Origin of the sequence: Mariniphaga anaerophila, from assembly GCF_900129025.1 — a bacterium.
Taxonomy (GTDB): Bacteria; Bacteroidota; Bacteroidia; order Bacteroidales; family Prolixibacteraceae; genus Mariniphaga; species Mariniphaga anaerophila.
This window is the reverse complement of sequence record NZ_FQUM01000008.1, coordinates 39500-52613: the sequence shown is the minus strand read 5'-3', so window position 1 is coordinate 52613 and position 13114 is coordinate 39500. Positions and strand designations below refer to the sequence as shown.

The window sequence follows — 13114 nt, the reverse complement described above, 5'->3', positions numbered from 1 at the left end:
GAAATAATTTTTCAAATCCGGCATGTTTGGGAAAATGAGCTAAATTTGCAACGAATTTTTAATATGGAAACAAAAAAACTTTACATTGAGACCTACGGTTGCCAGATGAATGTTGCCGACAGCGAAGTGGTGGCAGCCATTTTACAGGAAAGGCAATATGAGCTGGCACAAACTGCAGATGAAGCAGATGCCGTTTTTCTGAACACCTGCTCGGTTCGAGACAATGCGGAACAACGTATTTGGGGACGATTGAATTATTACAACTCCCTGAAAAAAAAGAATAAAAACCTGGTAATCGGCGTACTGGGATGCATGGCCGAACGGGTTGGCGAAGCCTTTCTGGAGAAAGGAGTGGTTGATTTGGTTGCCGGGCCCGATGCTTATCGCGATCTCCCCTACCTCATCGACAAAGTGGAGAACGGAGAAAAGGCACTGAATACAGAGTTATCGACCATTGAAACCTACGACAAAATTACACCGGTTCGAATGGGCGACAAAGCTATTTCAGGCTTTGTAAGTATCACCCGGGGATGCAATAATTTCTGCACATACTGCATTGTACCGTATACCCGCGGGCGCGAACGCAGCAGAGATCCACAGGACATTCTGAACGAAGTGCGGGATTTGGCGCAGAATAATTACAAAGAGGTAACACTGCTTGGGCAAAATGTAAACTCGTACAACTGGTTACCGCCGGAGGAACGAAAACCTGTTCGGTTTTGGGACTTGCTGGAAATGGTTGCACGAACCGCTCCCAACCTGAGAATTCGGTTTACCACATCCCACCCCAAAGACATGTCGGACAAAGTGCTGCATAAAATTGCGCAATACCCGAATATTTGCCGGCACATTCATCTCCCGGTACAATCAGGCAGCTCTAAAATTCTAAAACTGATGAACCGAAAATATGACCGTGAATGGTACATGGATCGGATTGCAGCTATCCGAAGCATCATTCCAGACTGCGGCCTCTCTACCGATGTGTTTACAGGGTTCTGTTCTGAAACGGAAGAGGATCATGCCCAGACCCTCGCGCTGATGGAAGAGGTGAAATTTGACATGGCTTTTATGTTTAAATACTCGGAAAGGCCCGGAACATACGCGGCAAAGCATTTGAAAGACGACGTGCCGGAGGAAGTAAAAATAAAGCGGTTGAACGAAATTATCCACCTTCAGAATAAGCTTTCGCTTGAAAGCAATAGTAACGACATTGGAAAAACAGTTGAGGTGCTTGTTGAGGGGACGTCAAAAAAATCGGACGAAATGCTTTTTGGGAGGACTTCACAAAATAAAGTGGCAGTTTTTCCGAGGTACAGTTTCAAAAAAGGCGACAAAGTTGAAGTAATCATTGAAAAGTGTACGCAAACCACTCTTATCGGAGATGTAAAAAAATAAATCATGGGAAAACTGGTTGAAGATTTCGATGCTTACCGCGCCAAAATGAACGAAAAAATACTTGGCGGCGGCAACAAAGTAATGAAACGAATTTACAGTTTGGATACGCTTACCTACCAGGATGGTGCGCTGAGCGGAAAAACAAAAGAGATGCTCGGATTAGTTTCGTCAATGGTGCTTCGATGCGACGACTGCATTAAATACCATTTGGGAAAATGCTTTGAATACGGAATTACAACCGATGAAATTTTTGAGATTTTCTCGGTAGCAAATGTAGTGGGCGGAACCATTGTTATTCCGCACACCCGACGGGCACTTGAATATTGGGAAGAATTAAACAAAGGATTAAAATAAAACTTTCGGGCTCAGAATTGTTATATACAACACATCAAGTTTCAATATTATGAATAAAATCTATGCTATTTCTTCAACCGGAAAAACTGAAAAATCTTTTCTCGACCTGCGTTTTGGGAAATGCGAAAATATAATAATCTACACTACTGCTACCGAAGAAGTTAATATTCTCGAAAATCCGTTTAAAAACGAAGACCACAGCGGCATTCATCTGGTGAAATTTTTACAGGACAAAGGTGTTTCAACAATTATTACCGGAGAAGTAGGCCCCAAAGTAAGCAACCTGTTGGAGCAGGAAAAAATGCAACTGGTGCTTCTGCACGAAGAAAAAATAAAAATTGAGGAAATTATTGAGCGGATTAAAAAGAAATAATTTTCCGCAGCCTTTCTCAAGCCACAGTTTCTAGTACAAGCCCGAATTAACAAAAGGAATCAGCGCCAGAATAACGCCCTGCCGGTAAAGTTCGGTGCGGTCAATCTGATTGTGGGTTAGCAGCCCAACTGCACCGCTTTTCTGCTTTGAATTGGATTCGTGGAAAACCATGTCGTTGGCAACGCCCAGCTCCACTCCTCCGGCAACAAGGTGAGCTACTTTTTGAGGCAACATAAAAGCAGCGGTACGTGCTTCTCCGTTTTTTCCTGCGCCATTTATTACAATCCAGGCAAAGGCAGCCAATCCATTTTCTTCGGCCTGAACACCGCCTTCTATTCCCACCCAAAAATCGGCGTCGCGTATTGTCTTTCTTGCTTCAGCCACCCGGTTTCGTGCGCCAACCAGCGTCTCCTTGTCGGTAAGAGGCTGGTCAGAAACTCCTGATTCAACCTGCACACTTTCAAACTCGGCATCGCCAAAAAATGTTTTAAACCCGCTCTCAACGGCTTTCAATTTAACCGGATTTTCAGAAGCAACCACAATTTTCATTTTTCCCCTTTTACCTGTTACTCCGGCAATTCAACATACAATTCAATATGTGAAACAGAATTTTTTCTAACCGGAAAATTTAATTTTGATCGTATAAAATTGAAAAATGCTAATCAGAAAAGCAAAAACAATGCGTCCAAATTGGTTAACGTAACCATATATTAAATTACGTAATAACGCATTTTGCACTGCTGTTTCATTTTAATCGGGAAACGATTCAGTTAATCCGGCAAAGAAACAACAATGCAAAATGGAGAAAATCCACAAAATTTTATTCTCCCAACAACAGCTTTTTCATTCTGTCGTGTATGTCCGTATTTTTCATGAACCCGGTAAACTCTTCGGCTCCGGGGCCCCAGGAGAGAATAGGAACCATAATTCCGGTATGGCTACCGGTTGAGAACTCACCCTTTACCATTCCTGTTTCAAAGTTGCCGTCAAGAATAGCCATTCCGCCCGTTTCGTGGTCGGCAGTAACAATAACCAAAGTTTCCCTGTTTTTAGAAGCAAATTCAAGCGCTTTTCCAACAGCGCGGTCAAAGTCGAGCATCTCCTGAACAACCTCTACGGTGCTCCCTGCGTGCCCGCCCCAGTCAACCTGAGAACCTTCTACCATCAGGAAAAAACCTTTTTTGTTGTTGTCTAAAATATTAACGGCAGTTTTAGTAGCTTTTGGCAACATATCGCCACGTTCCGGCATCGCTGGATTGTGGACAGGAGCAGTAAGTCCGGCTAACTTTCCTTTTTTTACCTTTTCAATTTTATTGATGTCCTGTTCAACTTTGTATTCTTTCTTTTTCAGCTCTTTAACCAAATTACGTCCGTCTTTTCTTTCAGTAAAATGATCGCATCCTCCGCCAATAAACACATCTATATCTGTACTTAAAAAATCGGCAGCAATCTCTTCGTACATATTTCGTTTTGGCTGGTGTGCAATAAACGACGCCGGCGTTGCATGTGTTATTGCAGAAGTTGACACCAAGCCGGTAGCAAGGCCTTTCCCTTCAGCATCTTCCAAAATAGATTTCACGGGATTGTTATCCGGATCGACACCCAGTGCACCATTGTTTGTTCTAACTCCTGTGGCAATTGCAGTGCCGGCAGCAGAAGAGTCGGTTGTGTACTTGTTTGCCGATTGAGTTTCAGCAAAACCAATGTGGTGAAAATTTCTCAAAAAAAGCTGGCCTTTGTTAGCCACAAGCGCAGCATTAAGGTGTGTCAGCCCCATTCCGTCCGAAATCATCAGAATAATATTTTTCGGGGTTTTTCCTCTGAATTTCTGAGGGAATATGGTAACGTCGTATGCTTCGCCTCCTGGATAAATTTTATCACTTTTTTCAGCTTCCGCATTCAGATATTCGTCCTGAGCAATAGATGACAAGCCCAATAAAAGGGCAAACATCAGAGAAATAAGCTTTTGCATTTGTTTTGTTTTTTTTATGATGAATTTCAAAAATAAACAGAAAAACAGGAAAGATGTTTTTTAAAAAGTGAAAAATAATCAGGTTTTACAATGATGTAACAGCAACATTATTTAAACCCGGAAAACTGTTCTGTATCGAACTCGTTATCTAAAGAAAAAAGTGTCCGTTCTTTTGTGGTGTGCATTCGTAAAACACCCATCAATACAAAATTGCTGAGGATTTCTTCGGCTTCTTTTCGGGATGTGTGAGCTACGCGAATAAACTTTGAAAACGAAATACTCTTGTTATGCTGCAGGTAATTCACCAGGAATCTTTCATTTTCAGAAAAAGAAAAATGAATTCCTGTCGGGCTGCTTTCTTTCCTCCAAACCAACAACTGAATTTTATGAGCAAGTACATTTTCATCTTTTATGCGAACGTAAGCAAGCCATTTTCCGCTCTCGTCCTTGGCCAAATGCGGTTTCTGTTCGCTCGGATGGACATCGATTTCCAACACCGTTTTGCCATCCACGTGCCACTGCTTTGTAGAAAAATCAACCGGCGGATTACTGTAAATTTTGGCAGCAGCCTCAATCATGTAAAACTCCTCGTCGGTACTAATACCGGCAACTTTGCCATTATCTTTTACGCCAATGAGCAACCGTCCGCCATCGGTATTGGCGAATGCTACCAGCGATTTTGCAATTTTTTTTGAATCGTTAATACAGAATTTAAAATCCTGCTGCTGGTGCTCTCCTTCGTCAATCAGTTTATAAAGTGCTGTGCTCAAAACCCGCTATTTTAACCACTCAAATGTAGTATAATGATCGGGATTCATTCCCAATCTCCGATACACATTCTGCGCCTTTTCATTTGATTTATCGGCATACAACCTTATTCCTTTAAGCGCTGAATTATCAAGCACCTTTTTCTGCACGTATTCGTAAAGCTTACTGTAAACTCCCTTTCTCCGGTGGCCGGGGAGCACGTATACAGATTGAATCCACAGTACTGTGCCGTTGCGCCAGTCGCTCCACTCGAAGGTAGTTAGCAAAGAACCAACAACCTGTCCGCCAATTTCTGCCACATAATACTGTCCTTTTCTCTGATCTTCCAATACAGCTTGAACCCCAGATTTTACAGTGGCGCGATCCAACTCAATATTTTCGGTTTCGCTGGCCATTTTCAACTGAAAATCCAGTATGTATTCCAAATCCTCCGGCTTTGCTTCTCGTATTAACATCTTCCTAATTTTTTATTTTGAAAAAAACAACAGGAAATCCATACTTCCTGAATGTTTTCAATCTTAACCCAAAAGAACAAACTACTTTTTTATTCAGCTTGAAATTCACCCCTAAAAACTAAAAAATTCGTCTTTACTAATAATGTCTGTTTGTTCCGACAGACGAAAATAACAATTCTTGTTAAATGCCGGAACAAACTTTACCCGCGAAACAAACAGGAGCACTTTGTGAAAATCCCCTCCAACGCTGCATTTCTGTGTGGCAGAATCGGCCTTCTGCTTTGTGTAACTGATTCTTATTCGTAAATTTGCTCGTGTTCGGTTTTAATGCCGAACATTGTTCAACCACACCATCAATTAAACTGAAACCAAAATTCCTTATAAAATCAACAGATAACCTATATTTAAAACACAATTTGAAACAACAGATAATGAAAGAGAGTTCAGGCAAAAGAAACAGCGCACAAAGGCATCGGTTTATTTTAAATGAAATGGAAAAGCAAGGGTATGTCCGCGTGCAGGATATCAGTGAACAGATAGGAGTATCGGAAGTGACCATCCGCAAAGACTTAAAAGAGTTGGAAAGCAGAAAACTGCTCGTGCGCAGCCACGGTGGAGCAAGCCCGCTGAGTTCGCTGATAAATGACCGCCATATTGACGAAAAAGAAAAAATTATGGTGGAAGAAAAATTGCGAATTGCCGATGCAGCAAACTTACTGGTAAAAAAAGACGACAGAATAATTATTGCATCGGGCACCACACTTTTGTATTTTGCCCGGAAAATTTCCATGACAGAACCTCTTACTGTTATAACCCCCTCTGTTAAAGTATCATTAACGCTATGTTACAACCCAAACATCGAAATTATTCAGCTGGGCGGAGCAATGCGAAAAAGCTCTGCCACAGTTATCGGGCCTTATGCCGAGCAGTTTTTAAGCGGACTAATGTGCAATAAACTTTTCATAGGAGTAGATGGAATCGACATCGATTTCGGATTAACAACCAGCAATATTGGCGAAGCTCACCTGAACCAATACATGCTGGATGCCGCCAAAGAAGTTATTGTTCTGGCCGACTCTTCTAAGTTTGGGAAACAGGGATTTGGCAAAATTTGCAATATCGACAGGATACATCATATTATTACAGACAAAAATGCTCCGGCCAGTGCGTTGCAAATGATCAGAGAAAAAGGCATTAAAGTTACCTTGGTTTGATAAACTGCCATTCAGAGTAATTTTATTCCAAGCCCCGGAGTTTGACTCGGCATACCTTGAATGTTTCGATATAAATTAGTTAAGCACAAGCGTTAGAACAACGTAACCGTTAATGAAAAATCTGACTATTACGAAGAAATAACCAAAACTCTCTACAATTGACATTTCCTTTTCAACTACAACAATCTGACTTTTGACTACATCTGTTTCTTGCCTTGTACAGACCTTTGTACTAACAATAAACAGTAATAAAATGAAAGTATTTGTAACAGGAGCTTCGGGATTTGTAGGCTCTGCTATTGCAAAAGAGTTACTTGGTGCAGGACATCAGGTAATTGGTTTGGCTCGTTCGGAAAAATCGGCGAACGCAATTAGCCAAATAGGTGCAGAAGTATTAAAAGGAGACCTTGAAGACTTGGAAATATTAAGACAAGGTGCTAAAAATGCCGATGGTGTTATTCACGCAGGATTTTTCCACGACTTTACTCAATTTGCAAAAGCAGTAGAAATAGACAAAAACGCAATAAATGCAATGGGTGAAGTTTTGATTGGAACCAACAAACCAATTGTGGTAACAGCAGGAATTTTGGGCTTGCCACTCATCAATGGAAACGTTACGGAAGGAAGTAAATCGACGGGCATTCCACGTTCTTCCGAAACAATGGCGCTGGTTCTGTCAGAAAAAGGTGTAAATGCTTCTGTAGTTCGTTTGTCCCCATCTGTTCACGATAAAGGCGACAAAGGTTTTATCCCGTTTATTATTGAGCAGGCAAGTAAAAATGGAGTTTCCGCTTATCCCGAAAATGGCAATAATCATTGGCCAGCGGTACATCGTTTAGATGCAGCAAAGATTTTTCGTTTAGCCATTGAAAAATCTGCAAAAGGAGCATTGTACAACGCGGTAAGCGATACAGGAGTTGAAATAAAAAATATTGCAGAAGTGATTGGCGAGAAACTAAAGTTACCAGTCGTTTCATTATCCGCAGATGAAATTGAAAAACATTTTAAATGGATGAGCCGCTTTATTTCAATTGACAGCCCTGCATCAAACTTAATAACACAAGCACAACTGAGTTGGAAACCGACACATATTGATTTATTGGAAGATATGCGTGAAAATTATTTTAAACAATAAAAAACAGAAAATGAGTATGAAAAATAAAATCGCATTAGTAACAGGCGGAAGTCGTGGATTAGGCAGAAATATGGCACTCTCAATTGCTAAAAAAGGTCTTGATATTGTTCTGACCTACAACAACAATAAAGGAAAAGCCAATGAAGTAATTAAAGAAATTGAAAACTTAGGACAAAAAGCCATTGCAATTCAATTGAATGTTACAGATTTCGGAAAATTCGAAGAGTTTTTCGATAACGTTCAGCAATCAATTCAATCTCAATTTGGTGTTGATAAAATTGATTATCTCGTAAACAACGCAGGAATCGGGATTCATACACCTTTTTCTGAAACAACCGAAGAACAATTGGATACACTCTATAATATTCAATTTAAAGGAACATATCTATTAACTCAAAATGCACTGAAAATTTTAAATAACGGAGGCGGAATAATCAATGTTTCTACCGGTCTTACAAGGTTTTGTTTAAATGGATTTTCGGCATATGCTTCAATGAAAGGAGCCATTGAAATTATGACAAAATACCAGGCGAAAGAGTTGGGCGAAAGACAAATCAGAGCGAATGTAATTGCACCCGGAGCCATTGAAACAGATTTTGGTGGTGGAGTTGTAAGAGACAATCAAGATATGAACAAATTTATAGCATCCAATACGGCATTGGGACGAGTTGGACTTCCCGACGATATCGGGAGCGTCGTTGCTTTTCTTTGCACCAAAGATGCATATTGGGTAAACGGGCAACGCATTGAAGTATCTGGCGGGCAATCTTTATAATTAAAATTATCTTTGCAATATGGCAAATCAAAAACTTATTCGTATAAAAACAATCAGTGAATTTCATCAGTTGAATGGTTTGCCTAAACCCGAACATCCGCTTATCAGTATTGTGGACTATGCAAAATTGCATCGCACGACAAACCAAGAGTCAACAACCTTACTTTTTGGTTACTACACCATTTCATTAAAGCGTGGTGTGAGTAAGATGTTTTACGGACAACAGCAATACGATTTTGATGAAGGGGTATTGTATTTTATGGCACCAAATCAGATTTTAAGAACCAATAACAGCCTAAATGAAAATCGTTCGGGTTGGTTATTACTGATACATCCCGATTTTTTGTGGAACACGTCATTGGCAACAAAAATTAAGAAATACGAATACTTTGATTATTCGGTCAATGAAGCCCTCTTTCTTTCTGAAAAAGAAGAAGATATTTTAAATAACATTGTTCAAAACATCCAACAGGAATACCATAGTAACATTGATAAATTCAGTCAGGACATTATCATTTCACAAATTGAAACCTTGCTGAATTATTCCGAGCGGTTTTATCAACGCCAATTCATTACACGCAAAATTTCAAATCACGAAATTCTTGCCCGACTGGAGAAACTACTTGCCAACTATTTCAATCAGGAAGAATTAATAATCAAAGGATTACCCAAAGTTCAAGATATAGCGGACGCATTACATATATCACCAAAGTATTTAAGTGGATTGTTAAAAACGTTGACAGGACAAAGTACACAGCAACACATTCATAACAAACTGATTGAAGTGGCCAAAGAAAAACTATCTACAACAAATCTTTCTGTGAGCGAAATTGCTTACGAATTGGGTTTTGAGCATTCACAATCATTCAGCAAACTTTTCAAAACAAAGACAAACATTTCACCTTTGGAGTTCAGACAATCGTTTAATTAACTATTTTATCATTCCTTCTTGTTATTTTGTCAACGCGGGCAATAACTCAGCAACAACTGATAACAATGAAAGACAAAATGCCAGCGCTTAACAATGTGCATATTGCATACCGGGGTTAGCGGTTTGCCAGCCGCAACATGCACCCGGCCGATGGCATTGTATTTGAATAGAAGCATGTTTTCCAATAACACATTCTTTAACAATCGGTTAATTAAATCAACACAGTCATTCGTCTGAAATATACTGTTTGTAAACGATTTTCCGATTCGTCAAGCTTTCTTCTCGTAAATTATTCTTTTCAAGTTGGCTTTCTGCAATATAAAGAATAAGCAGAACCAACTAGAAACAACAAAGAGGCCACCCAAAAGATATCGGGCGGTCTCTCTGGTAATCCGGCAATTTGTTAATTAGCCTTTACAAGTTTAATATTATCGAGGAACCAGCGATTGGCTGTAGATACCTGCCATTGAGTCGCATGGATCGTAATCTTAGTATCGTTACTAATCGTAACACCGGTGAGCTCTACTTCGGCTCTGACCCACTCTAGCACATGACCACTCTCGAAACCCGATTCGGGTATCTCGAATGTTACTTCATCGCTTCCGTTAGTAACAATGACGACCAGGTTCACGGGATCTATTTTGCCCGATCCCTGCCTCATCGGGCACCAGTCGAACGACAGAACGGTTGTTACACCAGAAGGAATATCTTCAATTTTTGGTAAAACGGCACCGGCCTGGTAACCCGTTTTTCCGAACTTAAGGTAATTGTTCTGAAGATAAATACACTCTCCCGCATCGGTACTTGTAGGAGTAACACGGAGGAATTGATAACCTTTTTGGAGAAGCGCATCATTGGCGGTAATGCCGTCAACAACTGTAGACGAAGACGATATCTGAGGTGCAGTCGCGCTAAGATTGTCCGTCTCAACTGTTTGCCCGGCTGAGCTTGCTTCAGCCCAAGGGTTCAACCACTCAAAATCCTCAGCAAAATAGATAATTTCCACTACGCCGAGATCTTCAACAGCAGTAGCGTTTAGCTTAACAACGGGAGCGGCCACACCTGCAAAATAACCAGTAGCTTTTACTTTATGCCCATTCAACGGAGCAAGGTCAAAATTTTCCGGAGCATCTGTTATTGCAACAGAATAATCAGCGCCTTCCACTGTTACGTTATTACCATTTAGTATACCGTTGACCGTAATAAAAGTTCTCGAGGTGGAGGTGTAAGTATCCAGCTTATCAGTAATATCTACTGCGGCAGGATAGTTTACCTCGCCACCCGTAGCATTAACAGTCGCTTCGTCGCATTCTACGTATGAAAGCGAATGAGTGTCGTAGAGCTTTGTTCCTTTTACCGAAACGTTGTCGCCAACGCCTACAACAGAGGAACTTTGCATAAAAATATTTACAGTTCCATCGCTTACAATGAAGCCTTTTGTTGTGGCTGCCGTTACAGTAACCTGCGGAACAATAACAACCGTTTCGTTTTCCAATTCGGCCAATTCGGCAAGCGTGTACTCTTCACAGTCGCGATACTTGTCTCCTTCCTGAAAAATTACCACTTCGGCGCGGCTAGCCAGCGTGCCGCCCTTGAATACAAGCGCAGCCTTGCGGGGATTGTCAACAGAGCCTTCGCGAATATTTTCCGTTACATTAATTGTAACATCCATGGTTCCTGTACCGGAAGTGGGCGTGACTGTTACCCATTCGGGAACTTCCGTAATCCAGTCGGCATCAGCATAAACAGTGATGATTTTCTCCGATGTTCCGGTCGCTTCAAAATTTAGCGTAGCGGCGCTCGCCAAAACAGCCTTCGACAGTCCGCTCTCTTCATCGTTGCAGCCCTGCAAGAGGCTTGCAAACACCAGTAGAATAGAGAAGATGATATAATTTGTACGTTTCATGATTTTGCAATTTTTTATCAATTACCATTTTCAGTTAAAAAGAGAGTCCATCGTTCCAACCCGGGTTTTGCGTAAGATTGTGGTTGAGCGAACGCTCGTTAATCGGAATCGGGTACAGATAATCGCGCCCCTCGTTGAAAGGAGTGCGTTCAATACTTTTGTGGTAGTAAATATAACCTTTATCGCCTCCTGAAAGAATAATTTCACTTCCTATCTCATACGCTACTCCGGAAGTAACGTCAGGTTTAGGTGTTCCATTGGCATAAAGTGTTACATCAGCCTGTCCGTTGCCACTCAAATCGTATGCTCCCGGACCGGGGAAATACATGCCGTAAGTAGACTGGTCGATACAATAACCGGCTTTCCAGCGTGTCAGGTCGTCGAAGCGAAATCCTTCCTGATTCAGTTCAATGGCCCGTTCGCGACGAATTTCGAGGATGACACCTTTGTTTGCACCCGTAACATTCGGATATCCTGTTTCTGCGTCAGAAAGATATCTGTCGGGATTAGCGTTGGCAACGTTCATATCAAGGTTAGGCATTCCTGCACGCTGACGGATCAGATTGACAGATTCGTCGAGGTCGGACTGCATCAAGGTACCAAGTTCTGCCTTTGCTTCAGCATAATTGAGAAGCACTTCGGCATACCGGTAAACCGGCAAGTCGCAAGTAGAACGGTCGTTACGATCTACGTTGCCACCCGATGCTTTTGGATCCTGAACAAACTTAATGGGCTGATAACCGGTAACACTTATCGAAAGGTCGGGTGCCAGCACTGTTGTTTGCCCAATGCGTGTATAGCCCGGTGTACGGATACTTTGAGCCAGACGAGGATCGCGGTCTGTCATTTCTTCGAGGAATGACATCTCCTGCCAGCCCGACTGATTGGTGAATGCCGTACCGTCTTTTTTCAGATAAGTATTCACCATCTTGCGGGTTAGTCCAGGTCGTCCCTGTGTTGGTACCAGCGTATGGGCTGTAGCATTATGGTATATATTAAGCCCGTAGTCGAATTTAATAGCGAGAATATACTCGTTCGGATCAGCATTTTCTTGTGCAAAAAGCGTCAGGTAATCGCTTTCCGGATGATTAGTACTGTACAGGCTGTATGCGCCATCATTCATTAAGTTCTGCGCCGCTGTTACCGCTTGTTCCAGATAATAATTATAGTCGTGTCCTTCCAGATTGAGGGCGTGATATTTCCGGTATGTACCTTCGTACAGGCAAAACTGAGCTTTCAGCGCCATAGCGGCATATTTGTTAACACGGTACGGACTACTTGTTTCATTTGCCTTGCTAGGAAGATTAGCAATGGCGTAATCAATGTCCTCAATCATTTTGGTCATAACCAATTCGCGCGAATCGCGGGCATTGTAGAGTGCTTCATCTGCCGAACCCAGTTCAACTTCGTACCACGGCACATCGCCGAAGCGTTTTATCTTTTCGAAATAGAAAAAAGCACGGAAGAATCGGGTTAATGCAGTGTATTTAATAACAGCATTCTCGTCCTTGCACTGATCGGCATAGGCTATCAATGTATTCATCCTGCGCAAGTCTGTCCACGACCATCCGCCACCCGAAGCGGGAACGGTGCGCTTGGTGCCTCCCAACATTATGTCCGACAGATTTTGGCAAACATAAAGGTCGCTCTGCAAATCGTAGGGTGATTTGTCCAGCAAGTTATTGTAGAAAGGGTTGCTGAAAAGCTGAAGATCTGTTTCCGTCTGGAAATAATCCGCCTGTGAAATCTGGCTCAAAGGCTTCAGATCAAGAAGATCATTACAAGCCGAAAGCCCCATAAGCAATGTTATGGCTATTATAGTAAAACGTTTCATCT

The 13114-nt window shown here is 41.6% G+C and carries 13 protein-coding genes; 7 read left to right on the top strand and 6 right to left on the bottom strand.

The annotated features are described in order from the left end of the window. Positions 1–63: 63 nt before the first annotated feature. Genes miaB through BUB08_RS15760 form a run of 3 tightly spaced genes read left to right on the top strand, consistent with a single transcriptional unit; the run spans position 64 to position 2122 of the window. On the top strand, positions 64–1395 hold the full coding sequence (miaB, locus tag BUB08_RS15770) for a tRNA (N6-isopentenyl adenosine(37)-C2)-methylthiotransferase MiaB (RefSeq protein ID WP_073002876.1): 1332 nt from the start codon (positions 64–66) through the stop codon (positions 1393–1395). A gap of 3 nt (positions 1396–1398) precedes the next feature. Further along, positions 1399–1749 (top strand): carboxymuconolactone decarboxylase family protein, encoded by a 351-nt coding sequence (locus BUB08_RS15765; protein ID WP_073002875.1) that lies wholly within the window; start codon positions 1399–1401, stop codon positions 1747–1749. A 49-nt stretch (positions 1750–1798) separates the two neighbouring features. Beyond that, complete coding sequence (locus BUB08_RS15760; RefSeq protein ID WP_073002874.1) at positions 1799–2122, top strand: NifB/NifX family molybdenum-iron cluster-binding protein; 324 nt, start codon at positions 1799–1801, stop codon at positions 2120–2122. 30 nt (positions 2123–2152) lie between these two features. On the opposite strand, the gene yjjX is transcribed toward BUB08_RS15760, so the two are convergent. The 4 genes from yjjX to BUB08_RS15740 form a co-directional block, all read right to left on the bottom strand. Further along, positions 2153–2671, bottom strand: a complete 519-nt coding sequence (gene yjjX, locus BUB08_RS15755) for an inosine/xanthosine triphosphatase (protein ID WP_073002873.1) — start codon at positions 2669–2671, stop codon at positions 2153–2155. Positions 2672–2942: 271 nt separating this feature from the next. Beyond that, entirely contained in the window at positions 2943–4094 is a 1152-nt protein-coding gene (locus tag BUB08_RS15750) for an alkaline phosphatase (RefSeq protein WP_073002968.1), read from the bottom strand. 107 nt (positions 4095–4201) lie between these two features. After that, positions 4202–4864, bottom strand: a complete 663-nt coding sequence (locus BUB08_RS15745) for an AlbA family DNA-binding domain-containing protein (RefSeq protein ID WP_073002872.1) — start codon at positions 4862–4864, stop codon at positions 4202–4204. 6 nt (positions 4865–4870) lie between these two features. After that, the gene (locus BUB08_RS15740) at positions 4871–5317 is read right to left on the bottom strand and encodes a GNAT family N-acetyltransferase (protein WP_073002871.1); all 447 of its coding nucleotides are present in this window, start codon (positions 5315–5317) and stop codon (positions 4871–4873) included. A gap of 431 nt (positions 5318–5748) precedes the next feature. Between BUB08_RS15740 and BUB08_RS15735 the strand changes: the two genes are divergently transcribed. The 4 genes from BUB08_RS15735 (at position 5749) to BUB08_RS15720 (ending at position 9372) form a co-directional block, all read left to right on the top strand. Beyond that, a complete protein-coding gene (locus BUB08_RS15735; RefSeq protein WP_073002967.1) occupies positions 5749–6531 on the top strand; it encodes a DeoR/GlpR family DNA-binding transcription regulator in 783 nt (260 codons plus the stop codon). A 253-nt stretch (positions 6532–6784) separates the two neighbouring features. Then, entirely contained in the window at positions 6785–7666 is an 882-nt protein-coding gene (locus BUB08_RS15730; RefSeq protein ID WP_073002870.1) for an SDR family oxidoreductase, read from the top strand. Positions 7667–7682: 16 nt separating this feature from the next. Beyond that, positions 7683–8441, top strand: coding sequence for an SDR family NAD(P)-dependent oxidoreductase (locus tag BUB08_RS15725; RefSeq protein ID WP_217651634.1), 759 nt, complete (start codon positions 7683–7685; stop codon positions 8439–8441). 19 nt (positions 8442–8460) lie between these two features. Beyond that, a complete protein-coding gene (locus BUB08_RS15720; RefSeq protein WP_073002869.1) occupies positions 8461–9372 on the top strand; it encodes a helix-turn-helix domain-containing protein in 912 nt (303 codons plus the stop codon). 403 nt (positions 9373–9775) lie between these two features. On the opposite strand, the gene BUB08_RS15715 is transcribed toward BUB08_RS15720, so the two are convergent. Together BUB08_RS15715 and BUB08_RS15710 are read right to left on the bottom strand one after the other, a co-directional pair. Further along, complete coding sequence (locus tag BUB08_RS15715; RefSeq protein WP_073002868.1) at positions 9776–11278, bottom strand: BACON domain-containing protein; 1503 nt, start codon at positions 11276–11278, stop codon at positions 9776–9778. Between the two features lie 34 nt (positions 11279–11312). Then, positions 11313–13112 carry a RagB/SusD family nutrient uptake outer membrane protein gene (locus tag BUB08_RS15710; RefSeq protein WP_073002867.1) on the bottom strand — a complete coding sequence of 600 codons (1800 nt, stop codon included), beginning with the start codon at positions 13110–13112 and terminating at the stop codon, positions 11313–11315. Positions 13113–13114 lie beyond the last annotated feature (2 nt).

What these genes read in the sequence shown, in the direction of transcription:
- miaB (WP_073002876.1), top strand. Translation starts at nt 64, where the DNA reads ATGGAAACAAAAAAACTTTACATTGAGACCTACGGTTGCCAGATGAAT.
- BUB08_RS15765 (WP_073002875.1), top strand. Translation starts at nt 1,399, where the DNA reads ATGGGAAAACTGGTTGAAGATTTCGATGCTTACCGCGCCAAAATGAAC.
- BUB08_RS15760 (WP_073002874.1), top strand. Translation starts at nt 1,799, where the DNA reads ATGAATAAAATCTATGCTATTTCTTCAACCGGAAAAACTGAAAAATCT.
- yjjX (WP_073002873.1), bottom strand. Translation starts at nt 2,671, where the DNA reads ATGAAAATTGTGGTTGCTTCTGAAAATCCGGTTAAATTGAAAGCCGTT.
- BUB08_RS15750 (WP_073002968.1), bottom strand. Translation starts at nt 4,094, where the DNA reads ATGCAAAAGCTTATTTCTCTGATGTTTGCCCTTTTATTGGGCTTGTCA.
- BUB08_RS15740 (WP_073002871.1), bottom strand. Translation starts at nt 5,317, where the DNA reads ATGTTAATACGAGAAGCAAAGCCGGAGGATTTGGAATACATACTGGAT.
- BUB08_RS15735 (WP_073002967.1), top strand. Translation starts at nt 5,749, where the DNA reads ATGAAAGAGAGTTCAGGCAAAAGAAACAGCGCACAAAGGCATCGGTTT.
- BUB08_RS15730 (WP_073002870.1), top strand. Translation starts at nt 6,785, where the DNA reads ATGAAAGTATTTGTAACAGGAGCTTCGGGATTTGTAGGCTCTGCTATT.
- BUB08_RS15725 (WP_217651634.1), top strand. Translation starts at nt 7,683, where the DNA reads ATGAAAAATAAAATCGCATTAGTAACAGGCGGAAGTCGTGGATTAGGC.
- BUB08_RS15720 (WP_073002869.1), top strand. Translation starts at nt 8,461, where the DNA reads ATGGCAAATCAAAAACTTATTCGTATAAAAACAATCAGTGAATTTCAT.
- BUB08_RS15715 (WP_073002868.1), bottom strand. Translation starts at nt 11,278, where the DNA reads ATGAAACGTACAAATTATATCATCTTCTCTATTCTACTGGTGTTTGCA.
- BUB08_RS15710 (WP_073002867.1), bottom strand. Translation starts at nt 13,112, where the DNA reads ATGAAACGTTTTACTATAATAGCCATAACATTGCTTATGGGGCTTTCG.